Origin of the sequence: Acinetobacter sp. Leaf130 (assembly GCF_001423205.1) — a bacterium.
Taxonomy (GTDB): domain Bacteria; phylum Pseudomonadota; class Gammaproteobacteria; order Pseudomonadales; family Moraxellaceae; genus Acinetobacter; species Acinetobacter calcoaceticus.
In genome coordinates, this window is sequence record NZ_LMOE01000011.1 from 26213 (window position 1) to 51381 (window position 25169).

General features: G+C 37.7%; 21 protein-coding genes and 3 pseudogenes. 9 read left to right on the forward strand and 15 right to left on the reverse strand.

Translation table 11 applies throughout. The annotated features are described in order from the left end of the window. Positions 1 to 79: 79 nt before the first annotated feature. The 6 genes and pseudogenes from guaD to ASF86_RS18455 form a co-directional block, all read right to left on the reverse strand. Positions 80 to 1402, reverse strand: a complete 1323-nt coding sequence (gene guaD, locus ASF86_RS18430) for a guanine deaminase (protein ID WP_056484366.1) — start codon at positions 1400 to 1402, stop codon at positions 80 to 82. Positions 1403 to 1458: 56 nt separating this feature from the next. Then, positions 1459 to 2416: pseudogene (locus ASF86_RS18435) on the reverse strand (Rieske 2Fe-2S domain-containing protein). Positions 2417 to 2710: 294 nt separating this feature from the next. Beyond that, complete coding sequence (locus ASF86_RS18440; protein WP_056484373.1) at positions 2711 to 3871, reverse strand: glutathionylspermidine synthase family protein; 1161 nt, start codon at positions 3869 to 3871, stop codon at positions 2711 to 2713. Positions 3872 to 3892: 21 nt separating this feature from the next. Further along, entirely contained in the window at positions 3893 to 4252 is a 360-nt protein-coding gene (locus tag ASF86_RS18445) for a hypothetical protein (RefSeq protein ID WP_056484376.1), read from the reverse strand. Between the two features lie 188 nt (positions 4253 to 4440). Next, on the reverse strand, positions 4441 to 5397 hold the full coding sequence (locus ASF86_RS18450; RefSeq protein ID WP_056484378.1) for a TerC family protein: 957 nt from the start codon (positions 5395 to 5397) through the stop codon (positions 4441 to 4443). Positions 5398 to 5715: 318 nt separating this feature from the next. After that, the gene (locus ASF86_RS18455) at positions 5716 to 6312 is read right to left on the reverse strand and encodes an undecaprenyl-diphosphatase (RefSeq protein ID WP_003656013.1); all 597 of its coding nucleotides are present in this window, start codon (positions 6310 to 6312) and stop codon (positions 5716 to 5718) included. A gap of 135 nt (positions 6313 to 6447) precedes the next feature. Here ASF86_RS18455 and ASF86_RS18460 point away from each other — a divergent pair, with 135 nt between their 5' ends. Beyond that, positions 6448 to 7698: a low temperature requirement protein A gene (locus tag ASF86_RS18460; protein WP_056484380.1), complete on the forward strand. Its 1251-nt coding sequence runs from the start codon at positions 6448 to 6450 to the stop codon at positions 7696 to 7698. Between the two features lie 68 nt (positions 7699 to 7766). On the opposite strand, the gene mpl is transcribed toward ASF86_RS18460, so the two are convergent. Continuing rightward, a complete protein-coding gene (mpl, locus tag ASF86_RS18465) occupies positions 7767 to 9140 on the reverse strand; it encodes a UDP-N-acetylmuramate:L-alanyl-gamma-D-glutamyl-meso-diaminopimelate ligase (RefSeq protein ID WP_045437736.1) in 1374 nt (457 codons plus the stop codon). Between the two features lie 241 nt (positions 9141 to 9381). Here mpl and ASF86_RS18470 point away from each other — a divergent pair, with 241 nt between their 5' ends. Next, positions 9382 to 9744 carry a DMT family protein gene (locus ASF86_RS18470; RefSeq protein ID WP_080547845.1) on the forward strand — a complete coding sequence of 121 codons (363 nt, stop codon included), beginning with the start codon at positions 9382 to 9384 and terminating at the stop codon, positions 9742 to 9744. 62 nt (positions 9745 to 9806) lie between these two features. Here ASF86_RS18470 and ASF86_RS18475 read toward each other — a convergent pair whose 3' ends face one another. After that, positions 9807 to 10265: a hypothetical protein gene (locus ASF86_RS18475; RefSeq protein WP_056484383.1), complete on the reverse strand. Its 459-nt coding sequence runs from the start codon at positions 10263 to 10265 to the stop codon at positions 9807 to 9809. A gap of 228 nt (positions 10266 to 10493) precedes the next feature. Here ASF86_RS18475 and purE point away from each other — a divergent pair, with 228 nt between their 5' ends. The 3 genes from purE to ASF86_RS18490 all read left to right on the forward strand — a co-directional run bounded on the left by purE (position 10494) and on the right by ASF86_RS18490 (position 14145). Continuing rightward, entirely contained in the window at positions 10494 to 11009 is a 516-nt protein-coding gene (gene purE, locus ASF86_RS18480; protein ID WP_002115451.1) for a 5-(carboxyamino)imidazole ribonucleotide mutase, read from the forward strand. Positions 11010 to 11018: 9 nt separating this feature from the next. Next, positions 11019 to 12140: a 5-(carboxyamino)imidazole ribonucleotide synthase gene (locus ASF86_RS18485; protein ID WP_056484387.1), complete on the forward strand. Its 1122-nt coding sequence runs from the start codon at positions 11019 to 11021 to the stop codon at positions 12138 to 12140. Positions 12141 to 12852: 712 nt separating this feature from the next. Further along, positions 12853 to 14145, forward strand: a complete 1293-nt coding sequence (locus tag ASF86_RS18490) for a lytic murein transglycosylase (protein ID WP_056484390.1) — start codon at positions 12853 to 12855, stop codon at positions 14143 to 14145. A 62-nt stretch (positions 14146 to 14207) separates the two neighbouring features. Here the strand turns inward: ASF86_RS18490 and ASF86_RS18495 are convergent, their stop codons facing one another. The 6 genes and pseudogenes from ASF86_RS18495 to ASF86_RS18520 all read right to left on the reverse strand — a co-directional run bounded on the left by ASF86_RS18495 (position 14208) and on the right by ASF86_RS18520 (position 20695). Then, complete coding sequence (locus ASF86_RS18495; RefSeq protein WP_081407785.1) at positions 14208 to 14582, reverse strand: hypothetical protein; 375 nt, start codon at positions 14580 to 14582, stop codon at positions 14208 to 14210. Between the two features lie 101 nt (positions 14583 to 14683). Further along, positions 14684 to 15694, reverse strand: a pseudogene (locus tag ASF86_RS18500) (M57 family metalloprotease). Positions 15695 to 15775: 81 nt separating this feature from the next. Continuing rightward, positions 15776 to 16693: a matrixin family metalloprotease gene (locus tag ASF86_RS18505; RefSeq protein WP_056484399.1), complete on the reverse strand. Its 918-nt coding sequence runs from the start codon at positions 16691 to 16693 to the stop codon at positions 15776 to 15778. Between the two features lie 330 nt (positions 16694 to 17023). After that, entirely contained in the window at positions 17024 to 18964 is a 1941-nt protein-coding gene (dnaK, locus tag ASF86_RS18510; protein WP_056484402.1) for a molecular chaperone DnaK, read from the reverse strand. Between the two features lie 119 nt (positions 18965 to 19083). After that, the gene (grpE, locus tag ASF86_RS18515; RefSeq protein WP_017391195.1) at positions 19084 to 19638 is read right to left on the reverse strand and encodes a nucleotide exchange factor GrpE; all 555 of its coding nucleotides are present in this window, start codon (positions 19636 to 19638) and stop codon (positions 19084 to 19086) included. Between the two features lie 128 nt (positions 19639 to 19766). Beyond that, positions 19767 to 20695: pseudogene (locus ASF86_RS18520) on the reverse strand (LysR family transcriptional regulator). Between the two features lie 107 nt (positions 20696 to 20802). On the opposite strand from ASF86_RS18520, the gene ASF86_RS18525 reads away from it, so the two are divergent. Both ASF86_RS18525 and ASF86_RS18530 read left to right on the forward strand, forming a co-directional pair. Beyond that, positions 20803 to 21669, forward strand: a complete 867-nt coding sequence (locus ASF86_RS18525) for an MBL fold metallo-hydrolase (RefSeq protein ID WP_056484403.1) — start codon at positions 20803 to 20805, stop codon at positions 21667 to 21669. 391 nt (positions 21670 to 22060) lie between these two features. After that, complete coding sequence (locus ASF86_RS18530; RefSeq protein WP_000733015.1) at positions 22061 to 22291, forward strand: hypothetical protein; 231 nt, start codon at positions 22061 to 22063, stop codon at positions 22289 to 22291. A gap of 166 nt (positions 22292 to 22457) precedes the next feature. Here ASF86_RS18530 and ASF86_RS18535 read toward each other — a convergent pair whose 3' ends face one another. After that, positions 22458 to 22820 (reverse strand): hypothetical protein, encoded by a 363-nt coding sequence (locus ASF86_RS18535; protein ID WP_056484409.1) that lies wholly within the window; start codon positions 22818 to 22820, stop codon positions 22458 to 22460. Positions 22821 to 23031: 211 nt separating this feature from the next. Here ASF86_RS18535 and ASF86_RS18540 point away from each other — a divergent pair, with 211 nt between their 5' ends. After that, a complete protein-coding gene (locus tag ASF86_RS18540; protein WP_056484413.1) occupies positions 23032 to 24102 on the forward strand; it encodes an alpha/beta hydrolase in 1071 nt (356 codons plus the stop codon). Positions 24103 to 24259: 157 nt separating this feature from the next. Continuing rightward, the gene (locus ASF86_RS18545) at positions 24260 to 24811 is read left to right on the forward strand and encodes a peptidylprolyl isomerase (protein WP_056484416.1); all 552 of its coding nucleotides are present in this window, start codon (positions 24260 to 24262) and stop codon (positions 24809 to 24811) included. Positions 24812 to 25169 lie beyond the last annotated feature (358 nt).

Consider the following 25169-nt stretch of genomic DNA (forward strand, 5'->3'; position numbering starts at 1 on the left):
TTGAGCAATATGTCGATCACGCTTTAATGCTAGTGCGCATATTCCAAATAATAACAAAAACTTAACAGCACGATTTTGTTTAGGCTGTTTCTTTTTGATAAGCACGTTTTCCATAAATATAAGTCGCCTCAATATTTCGGTCATCACCTAACGTGAATAATGCAAACAGGGAATCTTCAACAGATTTGGATTTAGACTGGCGCAGTTGCTGTAATGCTGTTGGTTTAAGATTCAAGACAACAAAATCTGCTTCTTTACCGATGTTGAAGTTTCCTATTTGATCTTGCAGATCAAGCGCTTTTGCTCCACCTAAAGTTGCATGATAGAGCGCTTCAAAAGCTGAAAGTTTATCGCCTTGTAATTGCTGAATCTTATAAGCTTCGTTAACAGTTTGCAGCAAACTAAATGATGTACCAGCACCGATATCTGTACCTAAGCCCACTTTTACTTGTTTTTCCCACGTTTTTTTCAATGGAAATAAACCACTACCTAAGAACAGGTTTGACGTTGGACAAAATGCGATAGCCGATTGTGTATCATGCATGCATTGCCATTCTTCGTCTTCTAGGTGAACGCAATGAGCAAACACGGAGCGCTTACCAGTCAGGCCATAATGTTGATAAACATCTAAGTAACCAGTCTGTTCTGGAAATAAAGATTTTACCCAAGCAATTTCATCTTTGTTTTCGCTTAAATGTGTATGTACATAAACATCAGGAAATTCTTGCTTTAACTGCCCTGCTCTTTCTAATTGATCAGGTGTAGAGGTTGGCGCAAAACGTGGTGTAATCGCATAAAGTGCACGACCCTTGCCATGCCATTTTTCAATGAGTGCTTTTGTGTCGCTGTAAGCCGTTTCTGGCGTGTCACACAGCGCTTCAGGTGCATGACGGTCCATGAGAACCTTACCTGCAATTAAACGCATCTGAACGTGTTCTGCGGCTTCAAATAAAGCATCAACAGACTCAGGGTGAACTGTACAGAAAACGAGAGCGGTGGTTGTACCGTGTTTTAAGAGTTCTTGAACAAAGAACTGGGCAATTTCACTTGCATATGCTTTGTCTTGAAACTGGATTTCAGTTGGAAATGTATAGGTATTGAGCCAGCTTAAAAGTTGTTCGCCGTATGCTCCCACCATTTCGGTTTGCGGGAAGTGGATATGGGTATCAATAAAGCCGGGTACAATCAATTGTTCTGGGTAATGTTGAACTTCAACCCCAGCAGGAAGATGCTGTTGAGCTTCATCCCATGCACCAAACCATTTGATTTTCCCATGTTCACTAATCAATACACCATCTTCCAAATAACGTACTTGATTTGGAATATCAGTTGGCTCAGAGACAGTTTGCTGAATATCTAAAAAACGACCACGCACAACGGTGGTATTTGCGATCAATGACATGGAAAGCCTTTATATTTTCACTTTTTTCGGTTGATTGTACCCCAGTTAACCAAGATTTAAACGGTATAACGTTTACTTAGTCCCCATTCAGCCAAGATCCGACGATAAGTCGTTGATGAACGGTCAGCTTCAAAATGAGCTTCCATCATTAAATCTAGCGGCAATTCTTCTGGCTTTTGTGATTCGACCATGTCTTGGTCTTCAGCAAAAATTTGAGCATTAAATGCATATACGTTTTCTAAATCGCCTGTTTGATCAAAGTTACGTGTTAATGGAACAAATAAACGAGTTTTATTACTTGAGATAGGACAACAGGCGTTCAAAATTTTTAAAACACCGCCTTCTGGAAAATCGACCGTAAGCACGGCTGAAAAAGGTGGATAGACATCAAAGGTGCGCTTCCACAAAAAGCCTTCTGGTTCGAGATGTTTTAATTCATGCGGATAGTTACTAACATTAATTACTGATATAGACCGTTTTTAAGCCGTAGTTGGTACGTTCAGTGTGATATTTAGGGACGATGGGATTATCGCGATTTGCAAAGGCATTGTGATGTACCCAAGCAAAATGAGCGACATCGATAAAACCTTCAAGTTGACGTCCGCTAGAACCGCCAATATCGACAAATGGTGGCAAAATTGCTTGATGCTCTGTCTGGTCCCAAGTATCTAATACTGGAATATTGGCTTGAGCGACATCATGACCATGAATACTGGTCCAAATGAGGCCATAACGTTGAACAACCGGAAATTTGGTCAGAGAAAAACGATCAGAGATTTTGGTTAAAGGAACACCACGATGCGGGCAAATATCTCGGACCAGATGAATTTCACCACTGTCTGTTTTATACAGTGCCATATTCACGTCTAATAGTGTCACTCGATGGGGTGCAGTAGAGACGTCTTGAATACGAGCAACCGGATACCAGTGAGTAGATAAAATTTCCCAATCTTTTGCATCAAAACTGCTGTTACATGGCATAGCAAGTGGCGTTAAAGTTGGGATAGCATTCATGGCATTACTCCTTAAAAAAATTAGGGCTCTCACGAGCCCTTAAAATCTAGGCTTTTTTCTTTTTAGGAGATGCAAAGAGCTTGCCAATATGAGTTTTTAATATAAGAAAAGTGAATAAAATTTTTAAAATACATGATGTTGAAAGACTATATTTTTGAATATTTGTTCTAATTTATCTTTAGAAGCTTGAATTGGTTTTTCAAGATGAACCTAAAATGCACTCTATGAGAGCAAATGAGGCACATTAAAAAAGCTCTATTTAAGAGCTCTTTTACATATGCTTAATGGGGTTGATTACTCTACAAAGTAGTGCGCTGCAAAATGAGCATCATTACCGATAATGTCGTAGCAATCTTCACGAATAGACATACCTGCGCATTGATGACCGACCATCCATAATCCGAGTGTAGGGAGTTGTCCTGAAAATAATGGGGTATCTACCCATTTTTGTACGACATACCCATATTTGTCATAGTCATCAAAATAGAAACTACCAGAAGCGGCACCTTGGTCATGGCCATCTTGTAAAACCCGAATATTAGCCCCTTCCCTTGCCAAAATCGGTTTTTTCACCCATTTGCCAGCCAATGTTTGCTGTGGGTCATAAGTATGGGTTTCGATTAATAAAGGATGGTTTGGGTAACGTTTCCAAAGTTCAACCAGAATTGCTTTATTTGAAAGTAGCATTTTCCAACAAGGTTCAATCCACTGTGTTTGTGGGTGGATATATTGAGAAAATGCTTCTTCCCAGATCCATTCCCATGGATAGAGCTTGAACAGGTTTTGAATGGGGCGATTATTAAGATCAACAAAATTTTGTCCGTTCCAACCTATGTTTTCCATAGAAAGCTCGGAAACTTGTAGATGAGCTTGGTAGGCTGTATCCATCAAATACTCTAAATTGCCCCAATCTTCTCGTCCCGCTTCCTGACAGGCAGCAAAATGCACACGACTACCGCGCGGTAAAATCGTCTTCCAACGTTTAATCAGGTCTTCATGAATGCTATTGAACTGGTCTCGGTTCGCAATGCCTGAGACTTGTTCTATCCACAGCCACTGCGCTACAGATGCTTCTAGTAAGCCGGTAGGTGTATCGGCATTGTATTCCAGCATTTTGATATTTCGCCCATCGTAGGCGAAATCAAAGCGACCATAGAGCATTGGTGCATTTTGTTTCCATGAGCTTTCAATATGGCTTAGGGCTGCTTCTGGAATTTGAAAATAAGCAGGATAGTCACCCCGTTGAATGAGTTCTCCTACAACAGATAAACACATTTGATGCAGTTCATTTGCTGCATCTTCAAGTTGTTCAATCTGCTTAAGGGTAAACTCGTAAGCAACTCCTTCAGACCAGTAAATTGAGCCATCGAGAGAAGGTAAATTAAAGTAATCAAAACCAATATTTTGATGCTCCACTTGCCAGTCTGGGCGTGGAGTAAAGATTTTTCTTTTCATCTTATGTTAATGCCTGAAGACTTAGCCGCCGAAAGAAAAACCGCTACGACCAAATCCACCTCGAATTGGCGATGAAAAAGACGAGCTTTTCGCCGTGGTTGAAATGATGGGGCGACCAGCACTTAAATTGCTATAAGGATGTAATGTATTGCCGTGATAAGAAACTTCGCGGTTATTTCGATAATACGCAGGTCCTAAATAATGGCCTGAACCAGAACTATGTCCACTTGAGCTATTTTCTTCTTCACAAGTTTCAGTATTCCAGTCGCGAGCACAGTCATATTGGTTGTTATATACATCTTGTACTAAAGGACCATCATTATGGCTACATGCCGTGAGTAATAAAGGCACCACGACAAGATTAATTTTTTTAGAACGCATGAGACTCCACACATTTTAATAAGTATGTTCGACATACAATGTCGAATAGATGTTGTCTATTATGTTTCTGATTAGGAAAGATAAATTTTAAGTTGGCATATAATATTAATCTGTTTTTTTAAAGTACAGTCTATTTTGAAAATTTAAAGCACAAGGCATCTCGCTTGTAGATGCCTTGTTGTGATGAATTAAGACTGCAATTGCTTTTTGTTGTGTCGTAAAGAAAGGTAAGCAGTGATTGCTAACACTATTACGATAAAGCTTAACGAGATCCAGATTGGCATGTGGAATACATCAAGCAACAACATTTTTGCACCAATGAACAATAAGATAATGCCTAAGCCGTATGGTAAGTAATGCAATTTAGTCGCAGCGCCAGCAAGTAAGAAGAACATTGCGCGTAAACCTAAAATTGCCATTAAGTTCGCTGTTAAAACAATAAACGGATCGCTGGTTACCGCGAAAATAGCAGGAATAGAATCTACTGCGAAAATCACGTCAGAAGCTTCAACCAAAATCAAAACTAGAAATAACGGCGTTGCCCACAATAAACCATTTTGACGGACAAAGAATTTGTCACCTTCAAGCTGCGGCGTAATACGCATGTGCTTACGTAACCATTTTAGAGCTTTGATGTCTTCAATATTGGTTTCTTCTTCTTGGCCTTTTAAAAACTTAAAGCCTGTGTATACCAAGAACGCACCGAAAATATAAAGCACCCAAGAGAACTCTTGAACGAACCATGCACCAATAAAAATAAAGAGAGTACGCAGTACGATTGCGCCTAATACGCCGTAGAGCAAAATTTTACGTTGTAGTGCAGCTGGAATAGCAAATGCTGCGAAAATCATTAACCAGACGAAAACGTTGTCAATTGCGAGCGACTTTTCAAGCAAGTAACCAGCAAAGTATTCCATGGTTTTTTGATTTGCTAAGGTCACCCCAACAGTTTGTTGTAGGTACAGCCATAAACCACCACCAAATAACGCAGCGACACTCACCCACGCCACGCTCCAGTAAGCAGCTTGCTTAATTGAAACATCCTGACCTTGCTTTTGCTTAAAGCCTAAAAAGTCTATCAGGAGCATGACAATGACAATGCCAAAGAATGCTACATACAGCCATAAATTGCCGATCGATTCCATAAAACCTCCACATCCGGCAATTGGGCATAAAAAAACCTTGACCCGTTGCCAGATGAATTAAACATCTGTACCAACATGATCAAGGTCTTGCCTACATCATAAATTTAATGATGCTCAGATACCGACTTTTTAATAAAAGTGTATTGACGATATCTGACACATAACATTGCTGCTATGTTTGGAGGAGGCTACTCCCCTTGTCAAACTAAATTCTGTTTTGGATAAAACATATCCAACTCCGCATAGAATGGCAGATTTTTTAGTATTACGCAACTGAACTTAATTTCGTGGTTTTTAACACTAAAAAGGATCTAAAGGTTATTTAATTAAACCTCGATCTAAAAGTGGTTTGCATATAATTTGGTAAAGGTGAATAAAGAATGCTGTTAAATGCATGCCATAAGCATTCCAGAAGTAATATCCGGCTGTATTTACCAATAGCGCTACAATAAAAGCGCCCAACATATCTAAAGGGAAATGCACACCAAGATAAATACGCGACCATGCCACGACAAATGACAAGAATAGAAGAATTATTCCAATCAGTTTGCGCTGAGCAAATAAATAAGACAGAGCGATGGTGCTAAAAATCAGCATATGATTACTTGGAAAAGATGCCGTTGGTGCATGTTCGATAAAAGTAGTACCAACACCCATCACAAACGGTCTTGCGTGATGGTAAAACAGAGAAATAACATAGCCCACTAAAAGCGACACGCAGGTCAAAAAGACAGATTTAACAACCCTATTTTTTAAATCTTGGTCGCCATAGAACCATAAAAATGTAAGGATGAATAAAAGAATATAGAGGAGATCATTAGCAAAAAAGATAGCAAGACGAATGATAAATTGACTCGCATCCTGAGCCCCATTAATAACATGGAATAAGCTAAGGTTGAGTGTTTCTAAAGACATTCATATTCCAAACGAGAACAAAAACGTGAGCTATGATAAAGAATTAAGCTTAATGTCTTGATAAAGAATTGTCACAAAAATGAAATATAGTTTGTTTGTGAGTAAAGATTAAACAGCTTAGAACGATAATTTTTAATGCGTGATCTAAGTGTTGATATTAAAGTGCTAACGTGTTGGCATTTTATTCGAGAACGTTATTTTATGACTACTCAAGAAAAACAGAAAAAATTAAGTTTGAGGCCTTTATCTCCAAGAGATCCAAAACAGCCGCATAGAGCAGCGACTCCCCTCGAATTATTGTTCGATTTAATTTTTGTGGTCGCGATTGCAACAGCAGGTCAGCAGTTACACCACGCCATTATTGAAAATCATCTATGGCATGCGTTACCAAGCTACTTGATGGTATTTTTTGCGCTGTGGTGGGCATGGATGAATTTTTCATGGTTTGCTTCGGCTTACGATAACGACGATGCGTTGTATCGATGCCTCACCTTTGTGCAAATTGCAGGTTCATTGGTGATGGCAGCAGGCATTCCTGATGTATTTCATAGTCAGGATTTTGACGTAATGATCATCGGTTATGTCATCATGCGAATGGCATTAGTGACCCAGTGGTTACGTGCAGCAAAATACGATCCTGCTCGGCGTATTACGGCTTATCGTTATGCAATAGGGATTGTACTGGTACAGATTGGTTGGTTAGTTGCCAATTTTACCCATGTACTTTCGGCCCCTTTATTTTTATTTCTGGCTGCGATGGAGCTATTTGTTCCCTACTATGCAGAAAAATATTCACCTACGCCGTGGCATCCAAATCATATTGTAGAGCGTTATGCCCTGCTTACGATTATAGTGTTGGGTGAATCAATTATTGGTAGCTTTAATGCAATCCGCGATGCGCTGACTGCTCAATCTATTAATATTCCTGCTGTTTTCTTAATGATCGGTGGATTGATGCTTATGTTCGCGATGTGGTGGGCTTATTTTGACCGTAGTGAACAGCATCACCATTTGAAAGGTGTGCGCCCGTTTGTATGGGGGTATGGTCATTACTTTGTTTTTGTGAGTATTGCTACGGTGGGCGCTGCGCTTGCTGCTGCTGTGGATGTCACTACTCATCATGCCCATATTTCCGATTTATATATGGGAATAGTCGTTGCGGTGAGTGTAGTGCTGTATACCACCTGTATTTGGCTACTATATGAATTTGAATGTTTAGCGGGAATCAGCAAATGGTTTTACCCTATTACGGCTCTCATCATTTTATGTATTCCGTTTATTTGTAATAACGTGGGATATAGCGTTTTTGCGATGGGTATTGTCTATAGTTTACGTTTAATGGTTTCTAATAAATTTATAGAAAATATAGAGCCAGAGAAGGTTTAAAATGGCTGAATAAAAAAACGGGTTTCAATTTGAAACCCGTTTTTTTACTGAATAATTAAAAGCAAAAGTTAAGCAGCTTTTGCTTTTAATGCATTCATTAATTTTTGATGTAATCCACCAAAGCCACCATTAGACATAATCACAACCGCATCGCCCTCACCTGCTTCATTGACAATACGTTCAATAATTTCATCAAGTGAACGGCTAACTTGAGCATGGTTAGACGCAGCTTCAATCACCGGTTGTAAATCCCAATCTAAACCTTCTGGTTGATACCAGATGACTTCGTCTGCTAAGCGTGCTGAATGTGCTAAGCCATCTTTATGACTGCCCATACGCATTGTGTTTGAACGTGGTTCGATAATGGCCCATAAACGGCGTTCGCCTAAGCGTTTACGTGCGCCATCTAAAGTCGTGTCAATTGCAGTTGGATGGTGAGCAAAGTCATCATAAACCTCAATGCCATTAACTGTACCGAGTAACTCCATACGACGTTTCACGCCGCCAAAGTTAGACAAAGCTTCACAAGCTTGTTCAAGCGCCACACCCACATGCTGAGCGGCTGCAATCGTTGCCAAAGCATTAGCTACGCTATGTTGCCCTGTCATGCTCCATTTCACTTCACCAACGATATTGCCATTTTCTAATACTTTAAAATGGCTACCATCAATTGAAATGAGTTCGGCAGACAAAGCAGCTTTTTCATTCGCTTCTAGACTTGTACGAATGACTGGTGTCCAGCAGCCCATTTCAAGTACTTCATCAATATGAGTTTCAGTAATTGGCGCAATAATACGGCCTTCACTTGGAATGGTACGAACAAGATGATGAAATTGCTTTTGAATAGCCGCGAGGTCATCAAAAATATCGGCATGGTCGAATTCTAGGTTGTTTAAAATCGCCGTTTTGGGGTGATAGTGAACAAACTTAGAGCGCTTATCAAAGAAAGCTGAGTCATATTCATCGGCTTCAACGCAGAAGTATTTGCCGCCACCTAAACGAGCGCTTTCACTAAAACCAAGTGGAACACCACCAATTAAAAAGCCTGGGTTTAAACCCGCCTGATCAAGTACCCAAGCCAGCATGGTCGTTGTTGTTGTCTTACCGTGAGTACCAGCTACACCAAGTACATGTTTACCTTGTAAAACGTGGTCAGCAAGGAACTGTGGACCAGAAATATATGGTAGACCTTCGTTAAGCATATATTCCACAGCATCAATACCACGTTTCATGGCATTTCCGACAATGACTAAATCTGGATGAGGCTGCAAATGACTACGGTCATAGCCTTGCATGAGGGTAATACCTGCGTTTTCTAACTGGGTAGACATTGGCGGGTAAACGTTTAAATCGGAACCGGTTACCTTATGTCCTAAATCACGAGCTAAAAGTGCTAAAGAGCCCATAAAAGTGCCACAAATACCCAAGATATGCAGATGCATTGCTCGCCTTCTCCACTGCTTTTGTACACAACATTGAAATGAATTGCTGTGTGTGCATTATTGATAAATTTGCCAGCAACGATAGCAAGGCTAAACTGGAAAAGATAGTCAAAAATCGTTGTTGTTCTATGTGTTTGAGGCCCTAATAAAACTACAGCTTTATTTTTTCGATTTAAGCTGAATTACAGTTTTATCTTTTATAATGTTTTGTATCTTTAATAATACTTAAATCATCGTGATGATGAGGGATGTGCCTTTGAGCCCAACGGTTTTAGCTTTTACGCTATTAATTATTTCTAACTGTTTTATGACACTTGCATGGTATGGGCACCTTAAATTTTTGCACCATGCTCCACTCTGGCAAGCGATTTTATTCGGTTGGATTATTGCCCTGCTTGAATATAGTTTTATGATTCCTGCTACTCGTATGCTGAGTGCTCAAGGCTGGTTACTCGGTGAAATGAAAATCACGCAGGAAGTGGTTACGCTGATTGTGTTTGTACCGTTTATGATTTTCTTGTTTAAACAACCATTTAAACTAGATTACTTGTGGGCGATGTTATGTCTATTTGGCTGTGTTTATTTCGTATTTAGAAGCCAATAATTTGCAATCGCTTGTATTGAATAATTGATTCTATACAAGCGATTACTTTTCCAAATACCTGATTATCTTGCAGGATGTTTACACGCTTTTTTTAGAATTTTAGAAAATTGCTGATCTCTTGGTGTGGGATCTTCATAGTCAAAAGCATAATTACTATCTGTTGTGGTTAAACTTAAGGCGCCGTCTGGCTCAAAATTAGACATAGCAAAACCATAGGTCTGATCGTCACAGTAAATGCGATATTCAGTAATTGAATATAAATTTCCTACCTCAGTTGCACCAAGATAATAACCAGTCATCAGAACTGGTTCTCTCTCATCAGTAGCAGATGTTCCAGTAACAATAAATTTCTCTTGGACTTTGCCAGTTAATGCTCCACTTTTGATTTCTCCGTTATAACCTTTTTCTTTATTTAAAGTTTTAATGGTTTTTTGAAATTCATCGATGTTTAAATTTACCAAAGCCGCGTAACTCGTTGTTGTACAAAGTGTGAGTGTTAGGACTCCAAGAAATTTTTTCATTATTAAGCTCTTATTGATTTGATTAAGCGCGCTATATTAATAAAATTTGAGAATGTGTCACTGTTAAACCATGACATTTTTTTATGAGATTAAAAATATTCGCAGAGCTGGTCAGTTAAATTTTCGTGAGATGAAAAATCAGTCTATAATAATGGGCTTCCGAACCATTTAAAACTTGGCTCTCGTCGAGATTTATCTTCTTTTACTTTTGTCTCTGGAACATTAGCAATGAATGCGGCCGCAGCACAAGACGCTCAACCTCTCGTTGGAATTATTATGGGTTCTCAATCTGATTGGGCAACTCTCGAAAACACAGCCAATATGCTTAAACAGCTTGGTGTCCCATTTGAAGCGGAAGTGGTATCTGCTCATCGTACTCCAGATCGTTTATTTGAATATGCAGAAACTGCGCGTGACCGTGGTATTCAAGTGATTATTGCTGGTGCCGGTGGTGCAGCGCATTTACCTGGAATGTGTGCCGCAAAAACTGATTTACCTGTTTTGGGTGTGCCAGTGAAATCATCAATTTTAAATGGCGTAGACTCTTTGCTTTCAATCGTACAAATGCCAGCTGGTATTGCAGTTGGTACTTTAGCGATTGGTCCAGCAGGTGCGACGAATGCTGCAATTATGGCGGCACAAATCTTAGGTTTAACTCGTCCTGAAATCGCAAAAAATGTTGCTGATTTCCGTGCTGCGCAAACTGATAAAGTTGCAAGCAAAAATATTCCGGGTCAGGTGTAAGAGGCTGAGATGGATAAAACTATCGGTATTTTTGGTGGTGGGCAATTGGGTCGAATGATGGCTCAAGCGGCTTTACCATTAAATATTCAGTGTACTTTTTTTGAAGCAAATACAGATTGTCCAGCAGGTGTTTTAGGCCAAGTCTTTTCTAGCCAAGATGAGCAAGGTTTAAAACAGTTTATTGAAAGTGCTGATGTTTTCAGTCTTGAGTTTGAAAATACACCAGTTGAAGATGTTGATGTTTTAACACAAACCAAAGCATTACATCCTCCCCGTGTTGCTTTAGCAACTGCGCAAAATCGCTTGTCAGAAAAAGCATTGTTTGATGAACTTACTATTCCTGTTGCGCCGTATCGTGCTGTAGATAGTTTAGAAAGTTTGAAAAAGGCTGTTTCTGAGCTTGGTTTACCGATTGTGCTTAAGACTGCAACTGGTGGATATGATGGTAAAGGTCAGTTTGTACTTCGTTCAGAAGACCAGATTGACACCGCCTGGGCTGAACTTGGTCCTGCAAAAAGTCTAGTTGCCGAAAGCTTTGTTAAATTCTCTCGCGAAGTTTCAATTATTGCGGTGCGCGGCCAAAATGGTGAAGTAAAAACTTGGCCATTGGCTGAAAATCACCACCATAATGGTATTTTATCGCATTCAATTGTTCCAGCACCGAATAGTGAAGCTTTACAACCTGTTGCTCAAGACTACATTACGCGTTTGCTGAATCACCTCAACTATGTTGGTGTATTGACTCTAGAGCTGTTTGTGACTGAACAAGGTTTGTGTGCAAATGAGATGGCACCACGTGTGCATAACTCAGGTCACTGGTCAATTGAAGGCGCTGTCTGTTCTCAGTTTGAAAACCATATTCGAGCTGTTGCAGGTCTTCCATTAGGTTCAACAGACGTTGTTCGCCCAACGGTCATGATCAATATTATTGGTCAGCATCCTAAAACTGAAGATGTACTTGCCTTAAATGGTGCTCATCTACATCTTTATAACAAGTCTGAACGTGCTGGCCGTAAATTAGGTCATATCACTTTAATGCCTGTGGATAGTAATGAATTGACGACCTTATGCCGTCAATTGGCGAAAATTTTGCCAGAACCACTCGCTCTAACAGCAGATATGACCTTCTAAAAGTATTTCTAATTCTCTAAAAAGCGATCTTCGGATCGCTTTTTTTATCTTTTAAATTTAAAAAATAATAAATCATAAGTATTTTTGGGTTTGTGGATAACTTTTTACGTGAATTTTTGAATTTAAATATTGGTGGTGTTTTTAAATTTAAAAAGTGAAAACAAGTTTTTTACATTGTTTTGAATTTAAAGTTAGTTATCCACAAGATAGTTTGATTTATAACAGGCCGCGGAGGCTATATTTTTTGAATTCAAAACTAATGATGTTTGTTGAAGTGTTTTAAATTCAAAATAACGTGGCAAGTTTGAATTTAAAACATGGGCTGATTTTTGAATTTAAAAATACAGATTGTTTGGTTGATCGGATTTGCTGTGTCATAAAGAATGATGAAATATAGAATAGAATCAATAAATAGTACTGTTTTTTGCTCGACTGTGGATAAGTTTGTCCACAGAAACACATGTTTTATAGTTTAAGTTTAAAATAAGGTTTTTGAATTTAAACTATGCGCTATTATTTTGAATTTAAAACTAGTGATGCACTTCGCAGAAGTTTTAAATTTAAAATAAAGTGGAAAATTTGAATTTAAAACAATGGAAATGAATTTAAAGAAGAGATTATGAATTCAAATTTACGTTTTCTCTCTGAAATTTTAGACTCATAATGGTATGGTACTTAAAAATTTAAATTCAAAAATTGAAACTGGGATAATATGCGACGTTTTTCTTGTATTGTTGGCTCTGTATTTTTAGCAATGACTCAGGCTCAAGCAGAGCTCGTAATTAATGGTTCTACAATATCTAGCAGTGCCACTGTTCCGACAGTGACTAACGAAAATTATACGCCTAATAATAATTTCCAAAGTTGTTTGGCAAATTTACGCTCTCAAGCGGTTGCTGCTGGAGTCTCTGGTACAACCTATGATCGTTATACTCAAAATTTAACTCCAGATTATTCTGTTATTGATAAATTAAATTATCAACCAGAATTTTCGACGCCTATTTGGGATTATCTTTCTGGCTTAGTCGATGAAGAACGTGTTGAGCTTGGAAAACAAAAGTTGGCGCAATATCGCGATGTTTTAAATCGTGCTTCTCAAACTTACGGCGTGCCACCAGAAACAATTGTGGCAGTGTGGGGTGTTGAAAGTAATTTTGGTGATATTTCTGGAAAATATCCTTTACTACAAGCACTCGGAACTTTAAGTTGTGAAGGTCGCCGACAAAGTTATTTCCGTACTGAATTTTTTGCCACCATGCGTATTTTACAGCGTGGTGACTTAACTGAAGATCAACTGAAAGGTTCATGGGCTGGGGCATTTGGACATACGCAATTTATGCCATCGACCTATGAACGTTTAGCTGTTGATTTTGATGGAGATGGTCGTCGCGATTTGGTGTCTAGTACAGTTGATGCATTGGCTTCAACGGCTAATTTCTTAAATAAAGCGGGTTGGCAAGCAGGAATGCCATGGGGTTTTGAAGTAAAAGTTCCCCAAGGGATGTCAATTGATGGAGAAGGGCGACGCTCAAAGAAAGCTTTGAGTAGCTGGAGTGCGCGAGGCGTTACTCGGATTGATGGTTCTCCACTTGTTCAAGGGGCTTTATCTAGCAGTACTTCGGCAGGTTTAATGGCACCGGCAGGCGTAAATGGTCCAGTATTCTTAGTATTTAAGAATTTTGATGCTATCTATAGTTATAACGCTGCGGAAAGTTATGGTCTTGCAATTGCTCATCTATCTGATCGTTTAAAAGGCGCTCGTCCTTTTGCGACATCTTGGCCAACTGATGATCCAGGAACTTCACGTGCAGAACGTCGTGAAATCCAACAGTTTTTGATTAATCGCGGCTACGATATTGGTGCGGTTGATGGTCTTATTGGGGATAAAACCCGTGTGGCTATTCGTCAAGAGCAAACTCGTTTAGGTTTAAATCCAAGCGGACGAGCAGGGCAACAAATCTTACGCGCATTCCGTCAAGAACAAGCCCAAAAAATGATGCAATAAACTGAAAATAATAAAAAGGTCTGCACATGCAGACCTTTTTTATAAGTACTTGTATAAGATTGCTAATCTAATTTAACCGCTTCCAATATATCAAAAATAACTGAAGTGACATCTTGGCTTAAATTTCGATCATTAAAGATTTCATACGCAGTGATCGTAACATCTGTATCACTTGGTAATTGCTTTTGTTCTTCTTCAATTAAATGTTCAATCGGTAGCAGAGTTTGTTTCACCTCAAGATGCAAAATATCTTTGTATTCAATATTTTCATCTTCAAGCTCGATTTCATGCTCATTGAAAAAGGGGATTAGAATAGAATGAAGATACGGTTTGATTTCAATAATATCAAATAGTTCAATATCGCGTGTTTGTTCAATTGTGCTGATATGATCATTTACTTCAATCAGGATATGATAGTAACTCATCTTGATCTCCATTCTATTTTCGTTAGCTCTTATGACCACAATAACATGACTTTGATATGAATTTCGATGTATCTATCTAGAAATAGATACATCATTTTATATCAAGTTCTTAATTATTGAGGTAAAGCACTCAATAGATCACGATCAGCATCAGTAAGGCCAGTGATTTTTGTGTCACCATCTTTACGAACTGAGTACATCAATGCATTTGGTTGATCACTGTGTTTTAAACCAAGCGCATGTCCTAACTCATGAGCAATCGTTAAACGTAAATCATCGATAGACTTAAACTCATAAATCACGATTTGTTTGCCGTTGTAGATACCTTTTTTAAAGACATCCGCTTGAGCATTTTGCTTAAATTCGTTTAATGATTCATTAAACTTATTATTAATCTGATTAAAGTGAGTAACTTTAGTATTTAAATCTTTAGCTTGCTCATTATATGCAGCAATTTCTTTCTTTAAAGCAACAGTTTGCTTTTGCAAATCTTTCTGGGTTTTAGCCAAAGATTTAGCACTGTATTCAGGTGCTAATTTGCCTTGGTTAAGTTGCATCATTTGCTGGTCAAGATTTTTCAATTTTCCATTCAAAATCTGCTTTTTATTTTCAAGGTCAGATTGAGTTTGACCAAGGGTTTGCTTTAATTGCTTAATTTGTTGCTGTTCATCAATTACACGTTGCTGTTCTTGCTGGAACTGAGCTGCAATTTTTTGACGCTGTTCAGAACGACTTTGACCATTATCGTAAACTAGGCGAATTTCTAACTTTGCATTTGGATCATAAGTAAAATAATCCTGCCCAGTACCTTGTTTCCAGATATCCGCAGCTTGTTGGCTAATCTGAATCAATTGATCTTGGCTCAAACCAAAACGTGGGTCAATTTCAGCAATTTTATAAGTCAGATGCTGACCTGTTTTTTGCTGAATTTGAGTATGAGCTGGGGTGGCAAGATTAGCATTGGCTTGAAAATTAGAAAAAGCAAAGGCCACGCCTAGTAACAAAGATGTTAAACGCATAATAGAAGAGGGGGAGATTTAAAAAAAACGTATTATAAGAATATAAAGTGAAAAATCAATCAAAAAACGTACAATTCTGATAAATAAATGAGACTTTAGTCTCATTAATTTTTACCAAATGCAAAATTATTTTTTAGAAAAAATTCAATATGTTTGGTTTTATTTAGTTTTTTTAATCATTTAACTTTAATGATTTTCCTTAATTGAACTATAAATTGAGCCTAATAACTCTAAATCGGAATCTGTTAATTTGAAATTATGAATATCTTGCTCTTTTAAACGGGGGTACATTAAAGATTTAGGATCGGTGGTATGTTTTAGCCCTAAAGCATGGCCAAACTCATGAGCAAGGGTCAAACGTAAATCATTTAAAGAAGCATAACCGTAAATTTGAATTTGGTTTTGACTGAATAAACCTTTATGAAAGGTCTGAATACTGGCTTTTTGTTCTAGCTTAAATTGTGTCATTAACGTTGTTAAATCGCTTTGCTCTTGATTTAGTTCTTTAATTTTTATGTTAAGTAGTTGAATTTTAAAATTTAAATTATTTGATTCATTTTGCAAATTTCCAGATATTTGCTGTAGTTGATTTTGCCGCTCTTTTAATTCATCGGCAAGATAGTATCGATGTTGCCCTTGGTTAAAGTCTGTTACGTCTCGTTGATAGTGTTCAAATTCAGCTTTTAGACTGATCTTTTTTTTGTTCAAATCAGATGATAGCTGGTCAATTTCTTGTTTGTTTAAAATAATCTCTTCATTTTTAATGTGCCATTGTTCCTGCTTTTGCAAAAGAGCATTTAAATTTTCCTGTTGTTCACTTTTAATAATTTGATGATCATCATAAATTAAGTTAATTGATAACTGTGCTTCTGAATCATAAATAAAATAGGTTTTTCCAGTCTCTTTGTGCCAGATTTCAGCAGCTTGTTGGCTTACTTCAATAAGTTGTTCTTTAGTGAGTTGAAACCGTGGGTCAATAAAAGCAATTTGATACTTTAAAGGTTGATGAGATGAACCAATTGATACATTACTTTGAGCAAAGATCATCGTTTGTAAGCCTATGCATAAACACAAGCTAATTCCCCACCATAGAAATTTTTTCATGGAAAAATAAAAAATATAAATAAATCTTATTGTTAGCTACTTAATCAACTTCGTCAAAATGATAAAAAATGCAAGAGAGTAGTCGGTGTTTGTGATCTTGGTAGAAAAATTTAAAAAGATGTTTTTAGACTTGGCAATAATGGAATAATTAATGTAATAAGTAACAGTGTATTTTTCTTTATAAAATCTTTTTTATAATTAATAGATTAGTTTTTATCATTGATCTTTTTGACATCAATTAATTAAAAAACTCCCTTAAAAAATCATTGTTATTTTTTGTAACTAATAAAAAAACCGCGCCTAAGCGCGGTTTTTTATTAAAGAAACAAATTATTTTTTGTCATCTTTAACTTCAGTAAACTCTGCATCTACAACACCATCGTCAGCTTTTTGTTGACCTGCATCGCCACCTTGGAATGCATTTGGATCAAAGCCTTCTGCACCACCAGCTTGCTGTGCTTGTTCATAAGCACGTTGAGTGATAGGCATTAAGATGTTTTGTAAAGCTTCAGTTTTTGCCTTGATATCTTCAACATCATTTTCTTTTGTTGCTGCTTCAAGTTCAGAAACCGCAGTACTTACAGCTGTTTTTTCATCTTCAGTAACTTTATCACCAAGATCTTTTACAGCTTTGTTCGAGCTAGAAACCAATGCATCAGCTTCGTTACGAGCTTTTGCAAGTTCTTCAAACTTACGATCTTCTTCAGCATTCGCTTCAGCATCTTTAATCATTGCTTCGATTTCAGCATCAGACAAACCTGAGTTTGCTTTAATCTGGATTGATTGCTCTTTACCAGTGCTCTTATCTTTAGCAGATACTTTCAAGATACCATCAGCATTGATGTCGAAAGATACTTCAATTTGTGGCACACCACGTGGAGCAGGTGGAATGTCGCCTAATTGGAAGTTACCCAACAATTTGTTTTGTTGAGCCATCTTACGTTCACCTTGGTAAACAGAAATGTCTACAGCAGGCTGGTTGTCAGCAGCAGTAGAGAACACTTGTGATTTCTTCGCAGGAATCGTTGTGTTTTTCTCAATGATTGGTGTTAATACACCACCCATTGTTTCAATACCTAAAGTTAATGGTGTTACGTCTAATAAAAGAACGTCAGTTTTGTCACCAGACAATACCGCACCTTGAATCGCAGCACCGATTGCAACTGCTTCATCAGGGTTCACGTCTTTACGTGGCTCTTTACCAAAGAATTCTTGTACTTTTTGTTGTACAAGTGGCATACGAGACTGACCACCAACCAAAATCACGTCAGAGATGTCAGAAGTCGAAAGACCAGCATCTTTAAGTGCGATACGGCAAGGCTCAATTGTACGAGCAACTAAATCAGCAACTAAACCTTCAAGTTTTGCACGAGTTACATTGATCACTAAGTGTTTAGGACCAGTCGCATCAGCAGTGATGTATGGAAGGTTAATTTCAGTTGCAGTTGATGAAGAAAGCTCAATTTTTGCTTTTTCAGCAGCTTCTTTCAAACGTTGTAACGCAAGTGGGTCATTTTTTAAATTCACACCTTGTTCTTTCTTAAACTCTTCAACCAAGAATTCAATTAATGCGTTATCAAAGTCTTCACCACCAAGGAAAGTATCACCATTTGTTGATAACACTTCAATTTGTTGGTCGCCATCAAGGTCTGCGATTTCAATGATTGATACGTCAAAAGTACCACCACCTAAGTCGTAAACAGCAATTTTACGATCGCCTTCTTTTTTGTCCATACCGAACGCAAGTGCAGCAGCAGTTGGTTCGTTAATGATACGTTTAACGTCTAAACCAGCGATTTTACCCGCATCTTTAGTTGCTTGACGTTGAGCATCGTTAAAGTAAGCAGGAACTGTAATAACTGCTTCTGTAACTGTTTCACCTAAATAGTCTTCTGCAGTTTTCTTCATCTTTTTCAAGATTTCAGCAGAGACTTGTTGAGGTGCTAATTTTTTATCGTTTACTTCTACCCAAGCATCACCATTGTCAGCTTTGATGATTTTATAAGGTACAAGACCGATGTCTTTTTGTACCGCTTGATCTTCGTAACGACGACCAATTAAACGCTTGATTGCGAATAATGTATTTTTCGGGTTAGTTACTGCCTGACGCTTAGCACTTTGACCCACTAAGATCTCGCCATCTTTATAAGCAATGATCGATGGAGTTGTACGTGTGCCTTCAGCGTTTTCGATTACTTTTACTTTATCGCCTTCAAGTACAGCAACGCATGAGTTGGTAGTACCTAAGTCAATACCAATAATTTTTGCCATGTGACGTTTTCCTCAAAAATTCTTTTGCAATGTTTTTGCTTGTTATCCGATATGAGAGTGAATCTATTTTTTTCAAGCGTTTTAGCGAAAAAAAATCTAAAAACTCTCAAATTTTTTATTTATTGACCAACCATAACCATAGCAGGGCGCAATAAGCGACCATTTAAGGTATAGCCTTTTTGTAAAACGGTACCGATTTCATTCGCTTTAGCGTCTGGGGCAATGCCCACTGCTTGATGTAAATCTGCGTTGAAACCATTTTTAGTGTCAGCTTCTACAACACCAAATTTTTCCAGTGTAGTTAATAGTGACTTCAAGGTTAACTTAATGCCTTCAAGTACAGGAGATTCTTCATTACCCGTTGCTTGAATTGCACGCTCTAAATTGTCTACAGAATCTAATAATTCTTTTGCAAATTTTTCAAGCACAGTTTCTTTATGCTTCTCTGACTCACGTTGAATACGCTCTACACTTTTTTGTGCTTCGTAAACAGCATTCGCTGTACGAGCTTTTTCAAGTTTAAGACTTTCTTCTAATTTAGTGATTTGCGCTTGTAAAGATTCAACGGTAACGTCGTTTGCTTGCTCTCCACCTTCAGCCTGAGTTTGCTCATTAGATTGCTCTGCTTGCTCGTGTTGAATGTCTTGAGCTTGCTCGTTTTGCTCATTAGCCATTGATGATCTCCGTTTAAATGGGTTTTTAAACATGTACAGTCCTTTTTGGCATCAGTATTTACTGTGTAAAACCTGAACTGCCATGCATATGCTGTAATTCATTAATAGGTATGAAGTATGGGCACTGCCTAAAAATTCAAGCGTACACGACAATTTAAAGCTTTTAATTTTGTGGTTTTAAGTAAAAATCTAAATTTTCGATCATAAAAGCAATAAATTCCTGCGTTATTTTGGGTAAATGTTGCCTAGATGCATATACCACCGACAAACTTAGCTCTGGCGCTGAAAAGTTTTTAAATAAAGGAACTAGTCGTTTTTCTTTTAAATCTTTTTTAACTAATAGTGAAGGCAACATAGCTACACCCTGAGCATGTAGACACATATCATAAACAGCATTTACATCATTACTTTTAAAGGTAACGTTTAAAGGATAATTCTGTGGTTGTTGCTCTTCATCAAAAAGAGTCCAGTATTGATGCTGGCTATGGTGAGCTAAACATTCGTATTGAATAAGTTGTCTTGGGTGAGAGAGGGGGCTGTGCTGTTTTAAATAATCTGGATGAGCACAAAATACCGATTCGATCTGGCAGACTGGTCTCGCAATTAATCCATCTGCAACTTTTTGCGTTATACGCAAAGCTAAATCGACTTGTGCATCAATCAAGTCAATTGTATTTTCAGTAAGATATACATCAAATTGAATATGTGGGTGTTGCTTTTTAAATTGACGAATACATTCCCCAACACCTAATTGAAATAAAAATAAACCACAAGTAAAACGAATCGTACCGTTATGTTGTTCGGGTGCTGCTAGCTCTTGTAAAAGTTGTTGTTGTTGTAAAATATTTTCGCAGTAGAGGAGAGCTTTTTCACCTGCTGGAGTGAGAGATATTTTTCGAGTATTCCGCTGAAATAGGCGAGTTGAGAATGTATGCTCTAGGTGTTCAAGATAGCGAGAAACCATGGCACGGGAATAATTAAGATGTTCTGCGGCTTTGGTTAAATTGCCATGCTGAGCAATAGAAACAAAGACTTGTATGGCTTTTAATGTGTCCATATGCTTTATCATTATTACAATTTATGCAACAGTTTATCTTAATTTAGTGCATTTACCTTACAGAAATTGCAATTTAAAGTATTCCTTATGAAATTGGAGAATACATAATGAAATTTTTTAAATTAACTGCTTCGGCCCTAGCAACTGCTACAGCTTTGACGATGGCTTCCTCAGCTTTTGCACAGGATCTAAAAATCCAAAGTTTTCTGGCTAAACCAGAACATTTTGGGGTGACTTCTACTTTAATTGAAGGTGATAAAGAAGTTCTATTAGTCAATGCGCAATTCTCAAAATCTGAAGCATTACGTATTGCTGCCGATATTCTCGATAGCGGTAAAACGCTAAAGACAATTTTCGTAAGTTATGGTGATCCCGACTATTACTTTGGTTTAGATGTATTTAAACAGTACTTCCCAAACGTACAAATCATCGCAACGCCGGAAACTGTTAAACATATTCAAGATACTCAAGCGCTTAAAGTGAAGTATTGGGGACCACAAATGGGTGCAAATGCGCCTAGCCAAATTATTGTGCCTCAAGCTTACACTGCTAAAACTTTAAAATTAGAGAATGAGTCAATTGAAATTAAAGGTAAGAAAGAACTCACTTATTTATGGATTCCTTCTTCAAAAGCAGTAGTAGGTGGTATCCCTGTATCTTCAGGTATTCATTTATGGATGGCAGATACACCAAAAGTTAAAGACCGCAATGAAGTGATTCAAACTTTAGAAAGCATTAAAGCACTTCAACCTCAAAGGGTGGTTCCTGCCCATATGGTTGAAGGAGCTCCACAAGGTTTGGATGCAGTTAACTTTTCGATCGATTATCTCAAGAGCTATGAGAAAGCGGCTAAAGTAAGTAAAAATGCTAGCGAATTGAGTCAGCTCATGCAAAAACAATATCCAACGTTAAAAAGTGTGGATAGCCTCGAGTTAGGTGCAAAAGTTGTAAAAGGCGAGATGCAATGGCCGTAATTTAAAACGGAATATAATAAATTTTTAGAGAAGCCGTGGTCTATACCCGGCTTTTTTAATGGGAAAAGGAATTTTTAAGCAAAAAACCTCTGTAACATTCTACGCACCTTATATAGCATTTCTATAAAGAGAATTTTTTTGAGTAGAGTAAAAGGCTAAGATGAAAATTAAAAATTAATAAAATTAAACAAAAGCTTAAGTTACTACTTTTATATAAAAGATAGAGGTAAGAGTAGGGAAGGGAATTTAATAAAAAATTGCACAATTTGTACTTCTATTACTACAAAAGACAACCAATGATACGCACGCCAGAAAAAAAAATTGTGAATTATAGGCAGCGCGAAGATGAACTTTGCATTTAAGTGTTTGTCGTAATGAAAGGAAAACGATTATGAAAAAATTAGGTCTTATCTCTGTAGTACTTGCTGGTGTCGCTTTTACAGCTGTTGGTTGTGCATCTGAAGCTGGTTTAAATGCATCAGGTTCTGCTCAAACAAGTGCTAGCCCATCTGGCGTACAAGCTGGTGTAGGTGTTGATGCTGGCGTTTCTGGCCAAGCACAACCAGGTCAAGTTGATGCTGGTGCTTCAGGTTCAGTTTCAGGTTCTGCAACTGCTCAGTAATTCTTAGCGATAAGAACAGTTAAAAGGTTATAGAGTCATATATTTAAGATGCCGATTTATGTATGAAGTGAGCTGCTACTCATTACTCTATAATTAAGAGAGTTTAGAATTCTCAAAAAAGCCCCAAAAGACGTAGCTTATTGGGGCTTTTTATATAGTAATGAATTTAGTCATCATGACGAGAATCTCGACGATTATGATCACGATCTTCTACCCGTTTTTTATCCCACTCGTGGCGTCTTTTATCGTCATCACGGTGTTTCTTATCCTCGTCATGGCGTCTTTTATCCCATTCATGACGATTTCGATCCTGTTCGCGAGCGTCTCTCCGTTGTTGTTCATATAGTCTTTTACGCTCTTCCCAACGCTTCCGTTCCCAATCACTATATCGACGTCCATCATTGCGATCATAGCGATTAGTATCTGGGTAACCATACCCACCACGATAAGAAGGGTCATCCGTATAAGCCACACAGCCTACAGTTAAAAGACTGGTTGCTAATAAAGTAACAACTAGTTTTGTTGACATAATCGTACCTCTTTTTGTCTGTTAACAATAATTGGCAAAAAACTCCTGCTTGAAACGACAGATTTGTTAATGACATTTGCTTTAAATCAGATTAGCGTAATTTAGTTTTTACCTTTGTATCTTGATTACATGAGTTGTATGCGAATATAGTCAAACAGCAACAGAATTCTGTAGAAAATATGAAGGATAAGAGGAATTCATGGAGATAGGCATGACAGCATTTAATCAAAAAATTCAAACATTGCTAGATAAGGGCCAAGGGCCCGCTGCTCGAGCTCTTGATAAGTTACCTCGATTAGCTCAAGAATCACTTGCCAAAATTCTTGGGTATTCTTACCAATATCCTGACTTGGACTCATTTACAAAATGTCTGATGGCTGTACAAATTAAGCAGGGGCGTATCGGTTTTATTGGTCCAGATCTAATTGAATCCAGAAGGCAGTTTGATACGCAAATGCTGGCTATACGCCAGAAATCAACGGATATTGATTCCGTAGAAGATATTCGTTTACCTCTTCAAAGTGGAACCGTTTTCGCGAGACACTATCATCCAGCACCTAATAAAAAATTACCTCTTCTTGTTTTCTATCATGGAGGGGGATTTGTTGTGGGTGGATTAGATACTCATGATGAGGTGTGTCGTATATTGGCAAAATATGCAAAAGTACAAGTACTCAGTATCGATTATCCTCTTGCGCCTGAGGTTTCTCCTCAACATTTAATCCAGTCTTGTGAAGATGCTTTGGCTTGGGTATATCAAAATCGTAGGCAATTAAAAATATTAAAAGGTCGAATTGCGGTAGCGGGTGATAGTGCAGGTGGAAACATCAGTACAGTCGTGGCTCAACGATCAGTAAATAAACCTTATGCTCCACAGGCACAACTTCTTATTTACCCTACAGTCGATTTCAAGAGCCGACATCCATCCTTCTATGCCTATAACGAAGGATTGGTTTTGACAGATAAAGATATCAATAATGTCACTCAATATTATGCAACCCAGCATAACGTAGAATTAGACGATCCTATTATTTCTCCAACCTATGGCAACTTGAAGAAGAATCCACCGGCTTTTGTGATTACTGCTGGGCATGACGTATTACATGATGAAGGGAAAATCTATAGCTATAAGCTACGCCAAAATGGCGTCAAAATGCATTATGAAGAATACTCAGATCAAACGCATGGATTTATAAATCTGACGCCTATTTCTAAAAAGGCCAAACGTTACACCATTGAGTTCAGTAAAAACTTTAGAAAATTTTGGGATAAAAATAGCTAAATAAAAGTTTGGTCCATGTTTCACGTGGAACGTGGACTCATACTCAAATCTAAAATATAAGGCTTTAAATAAAAGATAATAAATACTCACTAGAATTCTTTTATATAGACGATTAAATTTAACCTTTATTAAGTTTTGCATTTTACTGTAGGAAGATATGAAAAAATTATTAATGCTATGTTGCTTGGGTTTAAGCAGTCATTCAGTCTGGGCTGACACTTTAGTTGAAATGCAAACAAATTTAGGCAACATAGAAATACAACTTTATGATGAGAAAGCCCCAATCAGCGTGAAGAATTTTAAAAGCTATATAAAGTCGAACTTTTATAAAGATACGATATTCCACCGAGTAATTCCTGGTTTCATGGTACAGGGTGGTGGGCTTACTGCAAATATGCAGGAAAAGACCACTCGAGCACCAATCAAAAATGAAGCTGGAAATGGGATTGCTAACGCACGCGGAACCTTAGCGATGGCTCGTACCGCAAATCCTGACTCTGCTACTAGTCAGTTCTTTATTAATGTCGCAGATAATAGTTTTCTAAATCGCTCTGCTGGTAATGCTGGTTATGCAGTTTTCGGAAAAGTGATTAAAGGGATGGATGTGGTTGACCGTATTGTAAAAGTACCAACAATCACTGATGGAATGCATCAGAACGTTCCTAAACAACCTATTAAGATAATAGAAGTGAAAATCAAAAAAGAATGAAAATAAAATATTTTAGAATTTGTTATTTATTATCAATAAGTTGAATGGTTGTTTTTACTTTTTTTGATTTCAATTGGGTGAAAAAGAATCGATCAAGCACATATATTTAGAAAAGTGCTTGCGTACCATTTTTTTTCCCCTATAATGCACTCATCCCGACGCGATACATGAGAATATCTTAGCTTACAGGGTTAAGATGAAAAGCTTAGTATTGCGTTGAATTCTGTCTCTGACGAAGAGCAGAAAGATCATTAAGAGATTATGAAGAACAACTTGTGTGGATTTTTACTGATTGATTGATCGAAATATTATCATTGATTGATTGGTTTAAATTACTCGAAGTTTATTTGAGCGAAAT